The organism is Levilactobacillus mulengensis (genome assembly GCF_003946045.1).
In the GTDB taxonomy this organism is placed as follows: Bacteria; Bacillota; Bacilli; order Lactobacillales; family Lactobacillaceae; genus Levilactobacillus; species Levilactobacillus mulengensis.
Genome location: NZ_RHNW01000021.1, coordinates 19,396 through 37,892 on the forward strand (window position 1 = coordinate 19,396; position 18,497 = coordinate 37,892).

Genomic DNA, 18,497 nt, shown 5'->3' on the forward strand with positions numbered 1-18,497 from the left:
ACGAGTAAATGAAGCGTAGCGTGGTTTTAAGTGTTGTGATTGGTAGCTTGATCTTAGTTATGTCATTAGGGGCGAATGCCTATCAGCATAGCCAAATTAAGCAGGCACAACAACAGATCAGTCGCTTACAACAACAGAAGCGACAAGTTAGCCGGCAATTAACCAAAACTAATCAACAAAAGCAGTTATTGAGCACCCAAATTGACAGTTATAAGACCTACCAAAATAATAAAGACAAAAGTCAGGCTGAACTTAGCTTTAATTCGGTGGTCACCAGGTTCTTTAAGGTCATGAATAACTTCAAGCCCAAGACCTACGGTCAGCGTAAAGATGGCGTTAAAGACTTGATTTCCGACAAATTGTACCAGCAATACTTTTCAAATAAAGGCACGTATGGTGATAGCAATAGTGTTTCAGCTAAGTTAAATCAACTGAACCTGTATACGCAAAGCAAGCAGGGGCAAAATATGAAAGGCTTGGCCGTTGTCAGTTACGAAAGTAAGAGTGGCGACAACGACTGGCAAAAGGCAACGGTGCTTTATCAAGTGACTTTCGATACCACCACGAATCGAATCACTAATGTACAAAATCTTGGAAACAGTTTTAAAGCAAGTGACCTTGATTAAAAAAGTAAGCAAAGTCCTAGCGGTGATCGTGGTGGTTTTAGCCGTTGGCGGGTTTGCCAGTCATCAATACGTCAATCACGTGGAAAAACAGCGGCCAGTTGTGACGCTGGCTAAGCACCCTGAAAAAGTGTTGTTCTTCTATCGCGATGATTGCCCGGATTGTCAGTCTATTTTCCATCAAATTTATTGGCACAACGCAATCAGTCACAACATCGTCTTGATTAACATGAATCAACCGCAGAATCGGCATTACATTCAAAAATATCAATTAACGTCAGTACCAACCTTGATCCATGGTGAGCAACGGTACACCGGCACCAACCAACAAAGAATTAAACAGATAGTGGGTGATTAGATGAAAGACAAATTATTAAACAGCGTTAAAGCCAGTTGGCCGTATTTACTAACACTAATCATTGGCTTGTATTTAGCGGAGATTTTAGCTGGATCCGTCATGGCCTTGTCGCGCTATAAACTAACTTTTGCGGATCATATGCCAACGGTGTTAAAACAATTAGCTTTACACCCCTGGCATTATTACAACTTGTATTTGGGCCAAAAGAACCCAGTATTAATTATTGTCAGTGTTGCTGTGGTACTGTACACCGTCTATTTTGCCTTGAAACGAAATAGCAAACATAAAGCGTGGGAAACTGCGGACACTGAAACCCACGGGAGTGCGACCTGGGGTGATCTAAAAGAGTTGAGTGACCATTACTTTAGTATCAATGCCAAAGACCTCACCACAGCATTTAACAAGAGTACCAAGGCCGAAATTCTCAAATCATTAGTGGATCGAGAAAAGTCAGCGAAGGGAGGATATTAACATGAATGGCACCATTTTAGGGATCGTGGATAAACAGATTGTTTACCAGAATAACAGTACCAAGCCGAATCGAAATATCTTCGTGGTTGGGGGCCCAGGATCGTATAAGACCCAGTCAGTCGTCATTACCAACCTGTTTAATGAAACGGAGAACAGCATTGTCGTAACTGATCCGAAAGGTGAATTATACGAAAAAACAGCCGGTATTAAGTTAGCCCAGGGTTATCAAGTGCATGTCGTCAACTTTGCCAACATGGCGCATAGTGATCGCTACAATCCTTTTGATTATATTCAACGGGATATTCAAGCTGAAACCGTGGCAACAAAGATCGTCCAGAGTGAAAATGCCGAAGGTAAAAAAGACGTGTGGTTCAGTACCCAACGTCAGTTGCTGAAAGCCTTAATCTTATTTGTAATGAACCACAGAGAGCCAAAAGAACGCAACTTAGCAGGAGTTACCAACATTTTACAAAAGTTTGATGTTGAACCAGACAAAGATGAAACTGATAGCCCCCTAGATTCACTTTTCTTAGACTTAACCATGACTGATCCAGCTAGACGAGCTTATGAACTAGGTTTCAAAAAAGCCAAAGGAGAGATGAAAGCCAGTATCATTGAAAGCTTGTTAGCAACCGTCAGCAAGTTTGTTGACGCCGAAGTTGCCGACTTTACAGGATTTTCAGATTTCGATTTAAAAGAGATTGGCAACGACAAAGTTGTGCTGTACGTGATTATCCCCGTCATGGATAACACTTATGAAAGCTTCATCAATCTGTTTTTCTCACAATTATTTGATGAATTATACAAATTAGCGGCTGATAATCACGCTAAATTGCCCCACCAAGTGGACTTTATCCTTGATGAATTTGTCAATTTAGGAAAGTTTCCTAAGTACGAAGAGTTCCTAGCGACGTGTCGGGGATATGGTATTGGTGTGACGACTATTTGTCAGACGTTAACCCAGCTACAAGCCTTGTATGGCAAGGATAAGGCCGAGAGTATCTTAGGTAATCATGCGGTTAAAATTTGCTTGAATGCCGCTAATGATGTGACTGCGAAATACTTTAGCGATCTGTTAGGCAAATCAACGGTGAAAGTTGAAACCGGTAGTGAGAGTACCAGTCACAGCAAGGAAGAAAGCCACAGCAAGAGCGATAGTTACAGCTATACGAGCCGTTCGCTCATGACACCCGATGAAATTATGCGTATGCCCGAAGATCAGAGCTTATTAATTTTTAGTAATGCGCGACCAGTCAAAGCGACAAAAGCGTTCCAATTTAAACTATTTCCAGGAGCCGATCATTTGGTTAACTTGTCACAGAACGATTATCAAGGCCAACCAGAAGCCAGTCAAGAAACCAACTTTAAGAATAAAGTAGAAAAATGGAAAGCGGAGTTAGCAAAAGCCAAAGCTACAAGAGCAAAGAATGATGTAAAACCCGAAGAAGAAGAAGATATGCAAGACGAATTAGACCAGGCAACGAAACAACAAAAAAGCGTTCAAAACGAAAACGAAGATGTGGACTTTTAGGAGGCTATATTGATGAGTAATAAGAAAATCACAATTGCTAGTATTGTTCTATTAGCAGTCCTACTAGGTATTGCTTTTATATTTGGACATAAAACCACCGCAGAAAAGTTACAAGCACAAGAATGGACTTTAACAAGCCAAGAAGAAAGCAATACCGTTAATTTTAAAAAAGATAACACCATGATTTTAGGGAAAGAACCAATGACCGAGAATTTTAAATACTCAATCAAAAAGCAAGGTAATGTTGAATATTTGAAACTTACACACCACGAAGATTTAGGAAGTGACGGTAAATATTACTTCAAAATCAAAAAAACAGATAGTGGCTACTCATTGATTTTGGATCAAGGTAAAACTAATCAACCAGCTAAAAATGCAATGTATGGTATGACAGATAAAAACAACTTAGTCTCAAAGTAAGGAGGAAAGCGTATGTACTCACAAAATTTTGTTGTTGGGTCAATTATTGGAGATAAAATAAACGACTGGTTGAAAGATGTATTTAAATCAATCATGAACTTTGCTGTATCAGGTGTAAAAGCAATTTTAGACCAATTAAGTACATCTCTACCAATCATTGATACATGGTACGGTATATTTCTTGCTTTTGCGACATCAATGGTTGTCGTGGTTGTCCTAGCAAGAATTATCATTACACTTATTGGCGAGGCGGACGAAAGTACAGATGTAACGTGGGCGAACATTATTATAGACGCTGTTAGATCCGCAATTGCAATTCCGGTCATGGTCTTTTTACAAGCATTTTTGCAAACAAGAATCATCTTACCACTTGCAAAAGGCATGTTTGATATGAGTGGTAAATTTTCCGCAGACGCTGTTTATTCAACATCACAAGTCACGAAAAGCATTAAAATTACAGGATTTATGCAAATACTATTTCTAGCCTTTTTTGCAATCGTAACCGTAGCATTTTTCCTTAAAATGTGTATCTACTTTGCAGATATGGCATTTTATAACTTATCAATCCCGATTGTTGCTATGTCGATTGCCAGTGAAAGTTTTGATTATAGCTCAACCTGGTGGAAAAAATTAGTCTATTACAATGTTTCCATGTTGTCCCAAGTGTTATCACTAACCTTATCAATTTGGTGTTTCACACATATTGGCTCAAAATGGAGCTTTGTTGCCTTTATGGGAACTATTGGTTTTGGCTGGTTAGTACTACACACACCACATGTAATTCAAGACTTTTGGGCTTCAACAGGGATTACCAAAAGTGCTGGACGGTCAGTTATGCGTGGTATGGGTAATATTGGACGAAACATGCTTAGAGGACAGTAAAGGGGGAAACATTAAAATGTCAAACACAGTAATCTTAGCTGAAAAACCGAGCCAAGCAAGGTCATACGTTGAGGCATTTCAAAAAAGCACAAAAAAACAGGGTTACTATACGGTTAGTGACCCTGTTTTGCCCCAAAATACTGTAATCACGTATGGATTCGGCCATTTGGTCGAATTAGCAACACCAGAAAAATACGATCAAAAGTACAAGCAATGGGCGCTATCTAATTTACCGATTTTCCCCGATAAATACAAGTTTATCGTGCCAACCGATAAGAAAACGCAGTTTAAAGTCGTCAAAGATTTACTAACGAAAGCAGATACAGTGATTGTTGCCACAGATAGCGACCGAGAAGGGTCAAATATCGCGTGGTCGATCATGAACCAAGCGCATATTGATGTTAAGTCGAAAACGATTAAGCGCCTTTGGTTGAATAGCCTAGAAAAAGACGCGATTATTACCGGCTTTAAAAATCTTGGTGATTGGCACAAAGACTATTTGACTTATAAAGAAGCCCAAACCCGTCAAATTAGTGACTGGTTAATTGGTATGAATGGCAGTCCTTTATATACTTTGTTATTAAGACAAAACGGGGTACGCGGGGTGTATTCGATTGGTCGAGTACAGACGCCAACCTTATATATGGTCTATCAAAGAGACCAGGCAATCAAAAACTTTAAGCCGGAACCCTATTTTGAACTAAATGCGGAAATTTTAGCCAATCAGCAAAAATTCGTCGCAAAATTAGACCCCTATCAGCGGTTTAAAAACGAAACAGGGCTAATGGCATTCATGCAAGCTAAACACGTTCAGAAAGGATCACAGGGCGGTTTAATCAAGGACGTGCAAAAGCAGGCTAAAAAGAGTGCCAGTCCCCAACTATTTTCGCTATCCAGTCTGCAAAGTGCCATGAATAAACGGTATCATGCCAGTGCAAGCCAAACCTTAGCGGCCATTCAGAGTTTATACGAAGCTAAATTTCTTAGCTATCCCCGAACCGATTGTGCTTATATCACTGATGAAGAATTTGATTATTTAGTGGCTAATCTGACGAAGTATCTGGGGTTAGTCTCTAAGCGAATCGCTTTAACCAATATCACCCCGAATAAGCGCTATGTTAATGGAAAAAAGGTTGAAGAACACTACGCCATTATTATGACTAAAGTCGTGCCGACGAAAAATCAATTAGCGGCCTTACCTAAATTACAGCAACAGGTCTATGATTTGGTTTTAAGAACGACGTTAGCGATGTTTGCTGATCCGTACGAGTACGAGGAAACCACCATTATTACCCAAGTTGGTGACGCCAATTTTAAAGCAACCGGTAAGGTTCCAACTAAGCAAGGTTGGCAAGCATTATTCGATGATCACACAGCCGACCAGCAAGCAGCAGCAACTTTACCGCTCGTTCACCAAGGCGATCAGGTCCAAGCAAACCTGCAAACGCCGCAAAAAGAAACGACACCACCGGTACCCTTTACCGAAGGTACCCTGATTACGGCAATGAAAACCGCCGGTAAAACGCTTGATGATGAAGAAGCCCAGGCGATTCTCAAAGACGTGCAAGGTATTGGGACAAGTGCAACCCGGGCAAATGTGCTGGAAGTGTTAAAGAAGCGCGGCTATCTCGTCACTGAAAAGAACAAGTTACACGTCAGTGAAGCAGGGATTACTTTATGTAAAGCGGTCGAACTCGAACCCTTGTTAACTAGCCCAGAGATGACAGCGAAATGGGAGCAAGCGTTACAACAAATCAGTACCGAAGAACGTACCCCAGATAACTTTTTGAACCAAATCAAAAAGTTCGTGGCAAAGTTGATTGCTGATGTTCCCACGCAATTGACTGGCAGTGCAGCCATTAAGCAACAAATCGATCACCAACAGCAAACGCAAAAAGCCGCCGAAGTATTCTTAGAAACACCGCAAGCGACCGTTTTAAATAAACAGAAGTTTTACATTGTGAAGCCTAAGCAAGGCGAAGACTTTACCTTACCCAAGAAATGGAGCAGCAAAACCCTTGGTAAAACTGCGATCAAAGCCTTAGTCACCAAGGGTGAAACCAGCAAACTAAAGGGATTCAAGAGCAAAAAGGGAAAGCCGTTTGACGCCAAGTTAAAGCTTGACGGCCATAAATTAAGTTTTGATTTTGATTAGATCCTGTCTACCGCCCTTCACGTTGTTCCGGTTGGTGAACCCGTCATTTAGGTTCACTTTGACAACCCCAAAAGTAAACCTAAATAACGGGTAAGATTAGCAAAACAAAGGAGATCATAAATATGGATAACGAATTAGCAGTCATTGGGAGTGAATTACCGGTTCTGCAGGCTAAAGAACCCTACAAGTATTTAAAGGAAATCACTGGTAACGGCGCTTATTATCAAGTAGCTTGGCAAAAATTATCTGACGGTTACGTTGCCCTTTATGGCACGACCTCGATTCAAATAAGATCATTGCCGACATTGAATGATATTTTTGAAGATGAGGAGGGGTAGACAATGCCGAGTAAAGCAGACGTTAAAGCCTGGAAAGCACAATTGGTCGCCCAGGCTGAACAACAAATCCTAAAATTAACTGATAGTGGCCAATTTAAAAAGTACCTCAATACCTTGGCTAAATTCCATCATTATAGCGCCAGAAACATTGATTTGATTTATGCGCAAAATCCGCAAGCGACCCAGGTCGCGGGATTTAAGCAATGGCAAACAGATTTTAACCGCACCGTTAATAAGGGCGCTAAGTCCATTCGAATTGCGGCACCGATTATTAAGAAATTAACACCCGCTGAGCAAAAGCGACTTGATACTACCGACGAACGGGCCATTGTTGGTTATCGTTACCTACCCATCTTCGACGTGGCACAAACTAGTGGTGACCCTGTCCTAAGCGCTAAAGACTTTGTCAAAGAAAATTTGGCTGATCATCAGAATGTGACAAGCTTATATAACGCGTTCAAAGATTATTTAAACCAGCAAACCGACCTTAAAGTCAGTGAAGTGCCTTTAGCGACGCTAAATGGGGCTAAGGGGTATTTTCAACCCAGCACTAATGAAATCGTCATTGGTGTCGATGAGCCCGACAATGCCTTGAAACTAAAGACGTTATATCACGAATATGCACATAGTCAGTTACATGGGTTAAAATCAGCCTTTAAAGATCGCCCGCAAGCCTATCAGGAAACCCAAGCCGAAGCGGTCGCATATGTTGCCATGCAAAATATTGGCGTTGATACCAGTAACTACTCCCTCGGGTATGTGGCTACCTGGGCTAAAGATAAAGCTGTGATCCATAGCGCTTTAAGTGAAATCCAGCAAGTGAGCAGTAAAGTGATTGAGCTTAGCGACGGGTTAACCAAACAATTAGGCTTACAAGAAGCACAAAAAGAACCTGAGCATGATCTAAAAAAGCAATCAGCCCAAGCACTTAATAAGTCCTATCAAAGCTTGCAACAACAAGTTCAGCAAGCAACTAATCCACAACAAAAATCAGAACTACAAAATAAATTAAATGATGTACACCATGAAATCAGTAATCGAACGCAAAAACAACTGCAAGCATTTGCTGAACAGAATCCGGAAATCAAACAACCCGAATCCGAACTTGATCAAAGTTTAAAACGTTAGCCAGTTTTTAAAGGGCATGCTATAATGGAGACAGAAAAAGGAAGCCCTGCGCTAACAAGACTTCCCATGCAAGCCGCTTCAAAGGCGGTGGCATTAGTTAACTAAACGATACTGTCGTCCCGTAACTCGCCAAAGTTATAATCGGGGCGGCTTTTTTATTTGTTCCTTTTGTCGATGTATGTTAGCAACGCTAAAATAAACATTGCAAATAGCAACATCAACGAGAGTGTCTGGAAGACGCTCATTGACTGTGAAACCTTCCTGAAGATTATTCCATGTTCCCATGGGCCTCACCTCGCAAGGGAAAAGACAGCTACCGCCCTTAAAACTTCCTGCGTAATCCATTATACAGGTGAATTAAGTGTTGACCAAGCACAATAAAAATTAAGTCATGGGGTTTCATAGGATCCTAAATTTGATCAAATTAAGCTCAGCAAAACATCTTTTGTAGATACCCTTTTTTGAGTTCCTGGAGTTTTTCAAGCTTACGCTGATGAAGAGCGATAGTGTCATCTATCTGTTTAAAGAATGATCCGATTTTTTGTTGCTCAATATCGTTACTAGGCACCGTAGCACTATAATTGGATATTTCATTTAAAGAGATATGTTTAATAGTGCCACCATGGGACACTTTTTTCATTTCATTAAAAAAGGAACCTTGATTTAACAATTGATATACAAATTCAGTATTTTTACTGGCTACTAGTCGGGCAACTCGTTGGGCTAAAATCATATTATCATCTACCACTTTAGCAGTCCTTCCAACGGTTCCATCCATTGTGACTAAAATATCATTTTTGTTTAAATAATATCGTTCTTTAATCTCATCAGATAGATCATCTACTCTATTACCTAATGATACATCTACGATAGAAGATTCATTTTGAATATTTCCGTTGGTAATAACTAAATATTTTCCATTGTCAACGAAATCTTCGTTTTTAAATGGAAACCCTGTTAAAACTAGGGATAATTCTTCTAACTTACGCTCTTCCCAAGCGTCAGCAAACCCTGCAAATCTTAATTGTGGGAACTTGCTACCATTTCTGGGGAACAATTTCTGCAAATAGCCCTGTTTAAATTCCTTAAGCTTAGCTAACTTACGCTGGGTGACTGCGACCAGGTTGTCGAGACTACTAAAGGTCTGGCTAATTTTACGTTGTTCCTTTAGGGAAGGATATCTAACTTGAACTGTCTGAAGATCAGAATTCTGCAGATGAACCACTGACTTTCCCTGAGCCCGACGTGTGAGCTCTTTCTGCTGTGAACCGTTTGAGATTGTAATGGCTAGAAAGGAGCTGTCGAGCATTTCCTTCGATGGTTTGACTACGTTGAGGTCACCACCAAGGATTATTCCAGCAACTTCAATGTTAGACGCCCTCGATATGTCTTCTGCCGTCTCTCCAGATCCCGGTACAATCACATCGCCTAATTCACTCTTAACTGAATCTGCATTATCGACAACAAATGTATCATCAACCGATTTTATATTGGTCTCATACTTCGTATACAGCCGTCCATACAGGATGATTGGATGTCCATCGGGGACCAGATCACCTTTTGAATAACCTTTGCCCTTAGAGAACGTAGCAAGTTCTCCCAGCTTCTGCTTTTCCCAAGGGTCAGTGAAACCTTTAAATCTTAATTGCGGATATTTAGCTTGGTTATCTTTCATTGTGGGCCTCCGGTTTTGACTGGTCATTAACCTGGGTGGTCACTAACTGGCTAGCCAATTCATTAAAGGCTTGTTCATTCTGACTGATTTCCTCGTCCAGTTGCTTCAGATCGGCTTTAACTTGGTCCAGATCAATCTCGGGTTCCAGTTCAAACGTATCAACGTAGCGCGGAATATTTAAGTTGTAGTCATTCTCCTTGATTTCCGCCGGTGAGGCCACGTGGGCATATTTATCGACATCTTGCCGGTTTTGATAAGTCGTCACAATTTTTTGAATATTGGCTGCCGTTAGCTTATTTTGATTCTTGTCCTTTTCAAATTCCCGGGACGCATCAATAAACAAGACGTCGTCAGTGGTTTTGTGTTTCTTTAAAATCATGATTAACGTTGGAATACTAGTGGAATGAAAAATGTTAGCGGGTAGCCCAACAATGGCATCAATCCGGTTATCTAACAGGAGCTTTTGGCGAATCTTGCCTTCTTTAGCACCTCGAAATAACACGCCATGGGGTAAGACAATGCCCATAGTCCCATGTTCCTGCAAATGATAAAAGCCGTGTAGCAGAAAGGCAAAGTCGGCTTTAGATTTAGGTGGTAAGACGCCATAGTCGCGGAAACGGGGATCAGACAAGCGTTTATCACTGTTATCCCAGTGTGCCGAGTAGGGCGGGTTCATGACGACCGCATCAAATAAGTAAGGTTCGTCAACCGGCCAATCTTTACTTAACGTGTCACCATTGCGTAAGTGCATATCGTCATACGAGACTCCATGTAACATGAGGTTCATGCGGGCCAGGTTATAGGTCGTGGTGTTCAATTCTTGGCCGTGATAACTCACTAAATTGGGGTCTTGCACATGTTGTCCCACATTCAACAGCAGTGAACCGGAACCAACCGCTGGATCATAAATAGTTCGAACTTGTTTGTCACCTGCATTGCGCTGATAAGTCACAATCTGGGCAATAATGTCGGACACCTGCCGTGGAGTATAAAATTCACCCGCCTTCTTACCAGAATCACTGGCAAATTGCGCAATTAAGTATTCATAGGCGTCACCTAAGACGTCGCCTTGATGATGGACGAGATCAATCGTATTTAAAGCTAACATGGTATCACTGATAGTTTGATTCCGTTGTTGTAAAGAACTGCCTAATTTATTACTACTTAAATCCACATCGGCAAACAAGCCCGAAAAGTCTTGCGCTGAAGATAGATTTTGTGTCGACTGTTCCAGATCATGAAGTGCTTGAGATAAATCGTCTAACGCAAAAGTATGGGCTTGAATCTTGCCAATCAGGGTGGCGTACAACGCCTGGGGTTGAATTAAATAGCCGAGCGTGTTTTGCAAATACTCCACTAAACTGGGCTGCACCGAGACACCTTCCAACTCGAACTGAGGATCCATATACTGAGCATATTTCTGAGTGACATTTTCGGTTTCACCCGCCCATTCACTAAAGGTCGTCAAGGTTTTCTCGGATAGGAACCGATAAAAAATTAACCCTAATAAATAATTTTTATATTCAGAAGCGTCCATTTTCCCGCGTAAGACATCGGCCGCATTCCATAGGGCACTTTCAAGTTGACTAGCTTGCGTTGTTTTTTCTGACATTGTTTAACCTCACTTATTTTTGTAAATAGATTGCCAAATCGTGTTCAATAAACTGTCGCCAAGCAGCCTGGGACTTAATCCGGTATAGTGGCAAAATAGCTGGAATCTCAGGCCCAGCGGCAGTTTGAGCTTGTAAGGCCGCTGCTAAATTCGCTGACTGCGTTAATTCTTGTTCATGGTGCCATTCATCAGTCCCCACGGTGTGTTCACGCGCCACCCGTAATAGGGCTGCTTGATCTAAGCCCCATGTGTGGGCAAAGGCCGTCGTTTTTTGGACCAATTGTTTCTGGGCGTAATCAGCCACCAACTCCCGAGCGTTCAACGCTACTGGCGCTTGATTTTGGTCACTCTGTTGCTGAGACTGTTGCATTTGTTGCTCAATATAAGGCATGGCTTCGCGAATTAACTGGGCCTGTTGCGGTTGCGTTTCCGCTAATTTATTCAAATTAGCCTGTACTTTGGCACTATTTTGCAGGTAATCGGTCATATGGGCTTGGGCTTGATCAGGTGTCGTGTACTGTTGCTGTTCATCAATCCAATCTTGAATTAATTGCGTCAAATAATCATAATCCACCAAGACGACTGAACCAACGGCTAGGGAAAAGTCTAAGGCAGCTAATTCTTCGGGGACTTTCTCAGGCTCTTGGTTAGTAACCGCCGCTTTAATCCGCAGATATTTACCCGTATAGGATTCTACTTCGGGCTGAGCGATACCAAAGGCCTTTTCACTGTTTTCCCAAGTGAAATCGTTGTACATGGATAAGGAATTCAATTGTTGATTCACTTGGCGAAAGGCTTTCACAAACTGTACCTTGGCAGTAGTTCCTTTAAGGTCATCGGCCGCCGTCGGCGTTGGGGCAATGGCTTTTAAAGCGACCACGGCCTTTTGAAATTTTAAGACGGCCTGCTGATAAGTGGGACGAATGATGACATTAAAAGAGCCTTCGCCACTATATAACTTGTAAGCTTCACGTTCATTAGCTTCCATGATTGCCGGTACCCGAAAGGTCACAATTTGGCCTTCTTGTTTTAATTCCCGGTTTTGGAGCCGGTTGGTGCGTGAGTAGGCTTGAATGAGTTCTTGATAAGCTAAGGTGCGGTCAACAAAGAGCGTATTTAGCCGAGGGGCATCAAAACCCGTTAATAACCGTCGCACCACAATCACTAGATTAATTTCCTGATCCGGTTTCAAATGAGCAAAGACCGCCTCACGCCGGGCAGCCCGTTTTGCGACATCTTCGTTATAGAGATTCAAATCGGCTAAATCAAAATTAGTGTGATACTGCTGATTATAATCCTTTAAAATGGTGGCCATTTGGTCATGTTTGTGCGCACTCTGATCTTCGTTTTCACTTAATGAATAAGTAATCGCAATTCGGGGCCAATCAGGATCTAGCTGATTGTGAGTAGTCTTTTTCGCGGCTTTAAAGGCTTGATAATAGCGTTGCGCCATTTCAATGGAACTGGTGGTCAAAATCGCATTATAGTTGCCATGACCCAAACTCGTTTTACGCGGGCCTTTTTGTAAAATATATTGAACAACTTGGTTAATATGTTCATCGGTCTCAAAGTCAGCCGGAGTTAAATACGTTTCTTCCAAGTCCTTTACTGACATCGCTTGAATCTTGGCTTGAATTTTTGCTTCATCAGCTGTACTCAACAGGCGGCCTTGCTTATCACGACGAGCTTTAACACGATTGGTTTCTTTTTCAAGGGCCCGGGTTATTAAAGCGTCTTTACCAATCGTTGTCACGTGTTCCACATTAAACGGTAACACGGCTTGGTCCTCTAAGGCATCTCGCAAGTTATAAACGTGACAGACTTTACCAAATAGCTCCTCAGTCGTGACCGCTAGATCACCCTTGAGCTGTTTCTTATTTTCATTAAAGATGGGGGTGCCAGTGTAACCATACCAGTTACTATTGATAAACGCTGCCCGAATTTCCTTTTGCATCTTACCAAACTGCGACCGGTGGGCTTCGTCAACAAAGAAGATCACCCGTTGCTTTAAAGTCTTACTAAAGCGGGATTGCTTACCGGTTGCCAGCTGGGCTTGCGTTTTTTTGACCGCCCGATGGAGTTTTTGAATCGAGGTAACCAAGACCTTACCGTCATTTTGTTGCAACTTACGCATTAAATCACCGGTATTTTGGGCTTCGTTAATGGCAATATCGTCATTGGCGGCATAGGCACTAAAGTTGCTAGTTGTCTGTTCGTCTAAATCCCGCCGGTCAACTAAGAAGATGACCTTATCGACACCAGGATCTTGCGCAGCTAATTTAGCGGTTTTATATGAGGTGAGTGTTTTACCAGAACCCGTGGTATGCCAAACAAAGCCATCTTGATGGTCGTGAATCCGGTGCATCACGGCTTCAATCGCATAAATCTGATAAGGCCGTAAGAGAATTAAGCTCTGACGTTCTTGGTCGATGACCGTATATTCACTGACCATTTTGTGGGCCATGGGAATATTAAGGACTTGGCGCGTGAACGCTAAGCCGTTTTCCACGGGGTGATTATCCCGTGTCCGCCAATTAAACAAAAAGGCTTTGTTGAAACGATCCGGTTCGGCATTCGCAAAATACGCCGTACTATCTGGCGTCATAATCACAAACATTTGCAACAGCGAGTAAATTTCCGTATATTTACCTTCCTGCGCGTATTTTTCAATTTGATTAAAAGCCTGGTTAAGTTCGACCGTGGCTTTTTTTAGTTCCAATTGAATTAAGGGTAACCCATTAATCAATAGGGTTACGTCAAAACGGCGATCAGGATCGACATCTTGAGTACCAGCTAACCGTGGTCGCACTGCTTGCCGGACTACTTCATAACTAGATTTACCGCCAGCAACGTCCGCTTTCCAAAACAACTCGAGCGTCACCGTGCCCAGCTTAGCATCATCACGTTCAACTTCCACTTTGCCAATGCCATTTTCGGCGGCTAGTAATTTAGCCGCTTCATAAGGTGTCCGGACCTCAATCGCCCGTTTAACTTGATTAAATTCAGTATCAGTTAAAGGGTGTCCCTGCAATTTAGCATAGTTATTGTTATTTAATTTATCGCGAAAATTAGCCCATAATTGATCCGGGGTCGCACCATATAGGTCTTTTCGTTCCACCCATTGGTTACTCCCGGTCGTTAAGGTTTTAACAACTTCTTTTTCAAACGACAGTTCCAACATAAAAACAGTCCTTCCCCCACCTTTAAATTACTCACTAGTTTATTATACGCGAACTGCTTGGCATTTAGACGCTAGGTAAATTGTAAAATTAATTTGGATACTGTTCGAACAAAAAAGATCAGCTTCCTTTAAAATAGTTTTTAACACAAACACATTTTTTAGAAGCTGATCTTTCTATCTAGAATAAACTATTCTGAACAAATTAAAATCAAATTCTTTTATGAAAGGGGACTGTCCGATATCCGAATGGTTTATTATTTTAAAATATAGAGCATAAAAAGCAATGAAACGAAAACAATCCCATAACTAAAAATCAAAATTGGGGCCAACGCGACACATAATATTTTTTCTCCGTTAATGAGCGGCTTCATAGAATAATCAATTTTCTCTTTGTCAGTATCTACGACTCTTTCATATAATTTCCGATATTGGCGCTCTAATCGGAGATAATAGGCATCATGTCCCCAAAACATAACTACAAGAGCAAATATGAGAATCAGTAATTGGTAGCTCCATTGTTTATTCTGATTTGCAATATATACTGCAATCAACCCACCCAATGCGGTTATTGACCATCCTTTAATTAGAAAAGAATTTGAGCCCATTCTATCAATTGCATTTTCAATAAATTGCAGATGAAGCCGTTTGTCTTCCTCAGTCGTTTTTAAATCACTTTTTTTATTATCCATGAAATCTCCATTTTTATGACTACTATTTATTCAATTAACCTTCCTACTTCAGAAAAATTAAGCAACAATTAAATCATACTCGCATATAAGCCTACATTACTCATTCTTTTAACGGCACTTCTAGTTTTCCAAAAACAAGTACAATCTCGTTTTTTATACCATAAAATTCAACATAATGAGGGCCCGCGAACGATGTGGATTCTTCCTGTTCAGTCTTTCCTTTAACAAGCTGCCCTCGAATATTATTATGTTTAATTGCGGCTGACCCAACATTCCTAATTTTCCAATACCATTTTATTTTTGAAGGAACGTTCAATGTTTTCGGAATATTAACCTTAAAGTGTATTTCCCCCTGACTACCAATTGGAATATAACCAAAGTTTCTATTAAAATATTCCAATGTATGCTGAGAAAAGCCCTTATATTCAATTTTAGCTTCAATTTTAACATAGTGTTGAACATGAATACTCCATTTTTCATCAGCAAATTCTTCTGTGTTATCAGCTTCGCCAGTCCCAGTAGCAAAGCTTCGTGTGGACATTCTAGGTACATCTCTTAGTTTATAGCACACATTTTTCATTATTTAATTAAGCCTCTTTAATGGAATTCAACACTATTTCAAAATCTTCTAAATTTTTAATAGGCGTCAATTCCTTTAAGTTTTGTTGAATATCATGGGAGAACGTTACATTAATATCATCATGAAAAATGGCCCTTTTTTCAACTTTTTTATTAGATTGGATATGAGCTAGAATATTTTGCAGCTCTAACTCTTCCATTATCCAGGGAGAATAAGTACTACCATCCTGTGTAGAATTTTCGGATTCAATAAAAATAAATATGTCACAATAATTAATCATTCTATTTAACGCTCTTATGAGCAGCATATCTATATTTGAAGTGATCACATGATCTTCGGAGTAGTAAAAGGTATTTTGCTCGCCAGGTAACTTGTTATATGTACGATTAATAGTATCAATCAGCCTATCATTGTCTCCCCACACAGCAGCATCTATAAATGCCTTTATTCCTTGGTTATCTAGGTAACCTGCAAATTTTTTAACAACATTAAAATCACCGTGAGAATGACTTACAAAGATTTTCTTGTCACTTTGCAATGGAAACCACTTTTTCATTAGTTCTGTACCATCAATTTCAATTTTCCCGTTGTTGGGTTGAACATAATCCAAAATATTAAGTTCCTCATGGATTTTCTGTGTATTGAAGTTATCATTTATTAAATTGTTTTCATTAATCATACTTTCACTGATACGATAGCCCTTATGCATTCAATTTTACCCCCTGTTTGTTCTTACATACAATCATAATGGTTCACCTACAGTTTTACAATTTAGAGTAGAAAATTAGCATCGTCATCTCCCACGTCAATATTTAAAAACAGTAAATTGAATAATTGATCATTCAACAACAAATTGTTGATGATAGTGGTTTTTAAATTGAAGATTATATTAAAAATTACCCTCTAACCAACGAGGGTTCTTATGTCAATATTTCGGAAAACTTCTTTTTCAGTGGTAAATTGATGAAAGATCTGATTGATCTGCAAATTACGTTGAATATAAAGGTTCATACGCGGTGGCACGACCCACAACCTGGGGTCATTTGGTAAGTCACGTTTACGGGAGACATTGGCTTTAAGATGAAATAAGTGCTTAGCTTCGGGTGACGTGGCTAAAATAAGCCCACCATTGGTATTTTCAGCTTCACTAAGGACCACTAATGGGACTTTTAAGGGATTAAGTCCTCGGGCAAACGGCTTCGCAACTAGCATAAAAGGACTTGTTATCGATTAAGAAGAACACGCCATGCGGTTCATCATCAAAAAACATTTAGATCACTTCCGTTAGCTTTTACCTGTATTGTGGCACAAAACCAAGCTTGTGCTCCCTGAGGGCTGTTAGAAATCTGATTAAAAATAGTCGAAAGTCAGTTATAGTCATGCTATAATGTAGACAGAAAAAGGAAGCCCCGCGTGAACAGGACTTCCCATGTAGAGCCGTTTAAGACGGTGGCCGATTTTAACGATATTTAATAACCGCTAGCTTGCCAGAGCTAAGGCGGTTATTTTTTTTGCTGACTTTTGATCAGCTCAACAATTAATGCGATTAAGGCTACGATAAACGTACCAAAAGCCAGCATTAATTGTAAAGCGTCCGCAACGGACACTTAGGCTACTCCTTTCGTTAGGATTTATGGGCTTTAAAGGTTTAACACCATAAGCACCACCTCCGATTGGAAATAGCCACCGCCTTAACTTCTCTACTAACTTTAATTATACAGGAGGAATAAAATATTGGCTAGGTTACAAGAAATCATTTCAGAAGCTAAGGCTAATAGCAATTTCATTTATCGAGGGTGTGCATTTGAAAAATATGATTTAGTTCCAACTCTAGCTAGAAAGTTAAAAGCAGACGTCAGTTTTGACCAATATAATATTTATTCTGACGTTGTTAAAAAAGCCGCTGAACGAGGGTATTCAGAAGTAGGTATGAATGGGCTGGCAGATGGCCTTTCTCAACACTACGGACTCAGCACTAGTTATCTCGACTGGAGTTATTCGGTCTATGTAGCTTTATACTTTGCATTCACCAGTTATATTAAACAGTTTGTTAATGACAATATTTTGGATCAACAAATCGATCTTTGTAAAATGTATTGTCTTAGAGACGACTTCAACAAGCACAAGTATTGCATATATAGACTTAATAAGACCTTATATGATGAGTTAAAGAATCAATATCCTAAATTACCGCTAATAGTATATGATACAGATGATAAAAACGAAAGAATGAAAGCACAACAGGGGCTACTATCTAGCATAGATAGCGCAAAAGTAAACAATGAGGCTAAAATTCGAAGCTCTCAAATTAAAATATTGGCTGATTGGCTTCAATCTAATAATCCTGATGATTTTTTGAAGCAATCCGGCAATAAATACTCATGGAATAATGAAACTCTTTTAGAAAAAATAACTTTCGAACTACCGCAAAGAGATCGAAATTATTTACAAAAATGTTTAAAAGAAAACGGAGCCATCAGTACCATATTATTTCCGGATTTTGAGGGTGTTAAAAAGAACATAGAGTTTTCAGAAGATTATAATATTTTGAGAGATTGGGAAATCGCCTATCAAGAATCTCCTTTTCATTCAAAAGCTACAGCCCTAGAAGATTTATTGCAAATGGCAAATGGAAATCAAAAAGTTATAAATTCAAGTTTAAATACAGATAATCTAGGGGAAGGAGAATTTTTCCCTTTTCAATAAATTAGCGTGACGGCCATTAGGGTATACCCTATTGGTCTTTTTTATTTCTGTGCTATACTAGGAATTACAAATGTTCATTAGAACTGTCCAAAAGGAGAATTGGAAATGGCTAAAATCGGTTATGCGCGTGTGAGTTCCAAGGAGCAAC

At 40.2% G+C, this 18,497-nt stretch carries 18 protein-coding genes and 1 pseudogene; 10 read left to right on the forward strand and 9 right to left on the reverse strand.

The genetic code is table 11. From position 1 onward, the window contains the following. Nucleotides 1–8: 8 nt before the first annotated feature. The 9 genes from EKM84_RS13255 to EKM84_RS13295 all read left to right on the forward strand — a co-directional run bounded on the left by EKM84_RS13255 (nt 9) and on the right by EKM84_RS13295 (nt 7,906). Nucleotides 9–626 (forward strand): hypothetical protein, encoded by a 618-nt coding sequence (locus tag EKM84_RS13255; protein WP_125766163.1) that lies wholly within the window; start codon nt 9–11, stop codon nt 624–626. After that, on the forward strand, nt 613–981 hold the full coding sequence (locus EKM84_RS13260; RefSeq protein ID WP_125766175.1) for a thioredoxin domain-containing protein: 369 nt from the start codon (nt 613–615) through the stop codon (nt 979–981). The genes EKM84_RS13255 and EKM84_RS13260 overlap by 14 nt, the downstream gene beginning before the upstream one ends. Beyond that, complete coding sequence (locus EKM84_RS13265) at nt 982–1,452, forward strand: conjugal transfer protein (protein ID WP_125766164.1); 471 nt, start codon at nt 982–984, stop codon at nt 1,450–1,452. It begins immediately after the preceding gene. A 1-nt stretch (nt 1,453) separates the two neighbouring features. Then, the gene (locus tag EKM84_RS13270; protein ID WP_105450214.1) at nt 1,454–2,983 is read left to right on the forward strand and encodes a VirD4-like conjugal transfer protein, CD1115 family; all 1,530 of its coding nucleotides are present in this window, start codon (nt 1,454–1,456) and stop codon (nt 2,981–2,983) included. A gap of 12 nt (nt 2,984–2,995) precedes the next feature. Next, the gene (locus EKM84_RS13275; protein WP_064523816.1) at nt 2,996–3,403 is read left to right on the forward strand and encodes a hypothetical protein; all 408 of its coding nucleotides are present in this window, start codon (nt 2,996–2,998) and stop codon (nt 3,401–3,403) included. 12 nt (nt 3,404–3,415) lie between these two features. Then, a complete protein-coding gene (locus tag EKM84_RS13280) occupies nt 3,416–4,285 on the forward strand; it encodes a conjugal transfer protein TrbL family protein (protein WP_064523813.1) in 870 nt (289 codons plus the stop codon). Nucleotides 4,286–4,301: 16 nt separating this feature from the next. Then, nucleotides 4,302–6,440: a type IA DNA topoisomerase gene (gene topB / locus EKM84_RS13285; protein ID WP_125766165.1), complete on the forward strand. Its 2,139-nt coding sequence runs from the start codon at nt 4,302–4,304 to the stop codon at nt 6,438–6,440. A gap of 122 nt (nt 6,441–6,562) precedes the next feature. Beyond that, nucleotides 6,563–6,778 (forward strand): hypothetical protein, encoded by a 216-nt coding sequence (locus EKM84_RS13290; protein ID WP_027823051.1) that lies wholly within the window; start codon nt 6,563–6,565, stop codon nt 6,776–6,778. A gap of 3 nt (nt 6,779–6,781) precedes the next feature. Further along, on the forward strand, nt 6,782–7,906 hold the full coding sequence (locus EKM84_RS13295) for an ArdC-like ssDNA-binding domain-containing protein (protein ID WP_125766166.1): 1,125 nt from the start codon (nt 6,782–6,784) through the stop codon (nt 7,904–7,906). A gap of 155 nt (nt 7,907–8,061) precedes the next feature. Here EKM84_RS13295 and EKM84_RS14490 read toward each other — a convergent pair whose 3' ends face one another. The 9 genes and pseudogenes from EKM84_RS14490 to EKM84_RS14500 form a co-directional block, all read right to left on the reverse strand. Next, entirely contained in the window at nt 8,062–8,151 is a 90-nt protein-coding gene (locus EKM84_RS14490; RefSeq protein ID WP_072672334.1) for a putative holin-like toxin, read from the reverse strand. A 185-nt stretch (nt 8,152–8,336) separates the two neighbouring features. Beyond that, complete coding sequence (locus EKM84_RS13305; protein ID WP_125766167.1) at nt 8,337–9,581, reverse strand: restriction endonuclease subunit S; 1,245 nt, start codon at nt 9,579–9,581, stop codon at nt 8,337–8,339. Then, on the reverse strand, nt 9,571–11,193 hold the full coding sequence (locus EKM84_RS13310) for a type I restriction-modification system subunit M (protein ID WP_125766168.1): 1,623 nt from the start codon (nt 11,191–11,193) through the stop codon (nt 9,571–9,573). Before EKM84_RS13310 ends, EKM84_RS13305 begins: the two co-directional genes overlap by 11 nt. 13 nt (nt 11,194–11,206) lie before the next feature. Beyond that, nucleotides 11,207–14,374: a type I restriction endonuclease subunit R gene (locus tag EKM84_RS13315; RefSeq protein ID WP_125766169.1), complete on the reverse strand. Its 3,168-nt coding sequence runs from the start codon at nt 14,372–14,374 to the stop codon at nt 11,207–11,209. A 254-nt stretch (nt 14,375–14,628) separates the two neighbouring features. Then, complete coding sequence (locus EKM84_RS13325) at nt 14,629–15,063, reverse strand: hypothetical protein (RefSeq protein WP_125766171.1); 435 nt, start codon at nt 15,061–15,063, stop codon at nt 14,629–14,631. A gap of 100 nt (nt 15,064–15,163) precedes the next feature. Continuing rightward, on the reverse strand, nt 15,164–15,643 hold the full coding sequence (locus EKM84_RS13330; RefSeq protein ID WP_125766172.1) for a nucleotide-binding domain-containing protein: 480 nt from the start codon (nt 15,641–15,643) through the stop codon (nt 15,164–15,166). Nucleotides 15,644–15,650: 7 nt separating this feature from the next. Beyond that, entirely contained in the window at nt 15,651–16,352 is a 702-nt protein-coding gene (locus tag EKM84_RS13335; protein WP_125766173.1) for a toll/interleukin-1 receptor domain-containing protein, read from the reverse strand. Nucleotides 16,353–16,579: 227 nt separating this feature from the next. Further along, nucleotides 16,580–16,913 (reverse strand): annotated as a pseudogene (locus tag EKM84_RS14495) (Y-family DNA polymerase); the annotation flags it as partial. Nucleotides 16,914–17,145: 232 nt separating this feature from the next. Beyond that, the gene (locus tag EKM84_RS14500; RefSeq protein WP_076661461.1) at nt 17,146–17,223 is read right to left on the reverse strand and encodes a putative holin-like toxin; all 78 of its coding nucleotides are present in this window, start codon (nt 17,221–17,223) and stop codon (nt 17,146–17,148) included. A 154-nt stretch (nt 17,224–17,377) separates the two neighbouring features. Here EKM84_RS14500 and EKM84_RS14380 point away from each other — a divergent pair, with 154 nt between their 5' ends. Beyond that, a complete protein-coding gene (locus EKM84_RS14380) occupies nt 17,378–18,349 on the forward strand; it encodes an FRG domain-containing protein (protein WP_125766174.1) in 972 nt (323 codons plus the stop codon). The last annotated feature ends 148 nt before the right edge of the window (nt 18,350–18,497 follow it).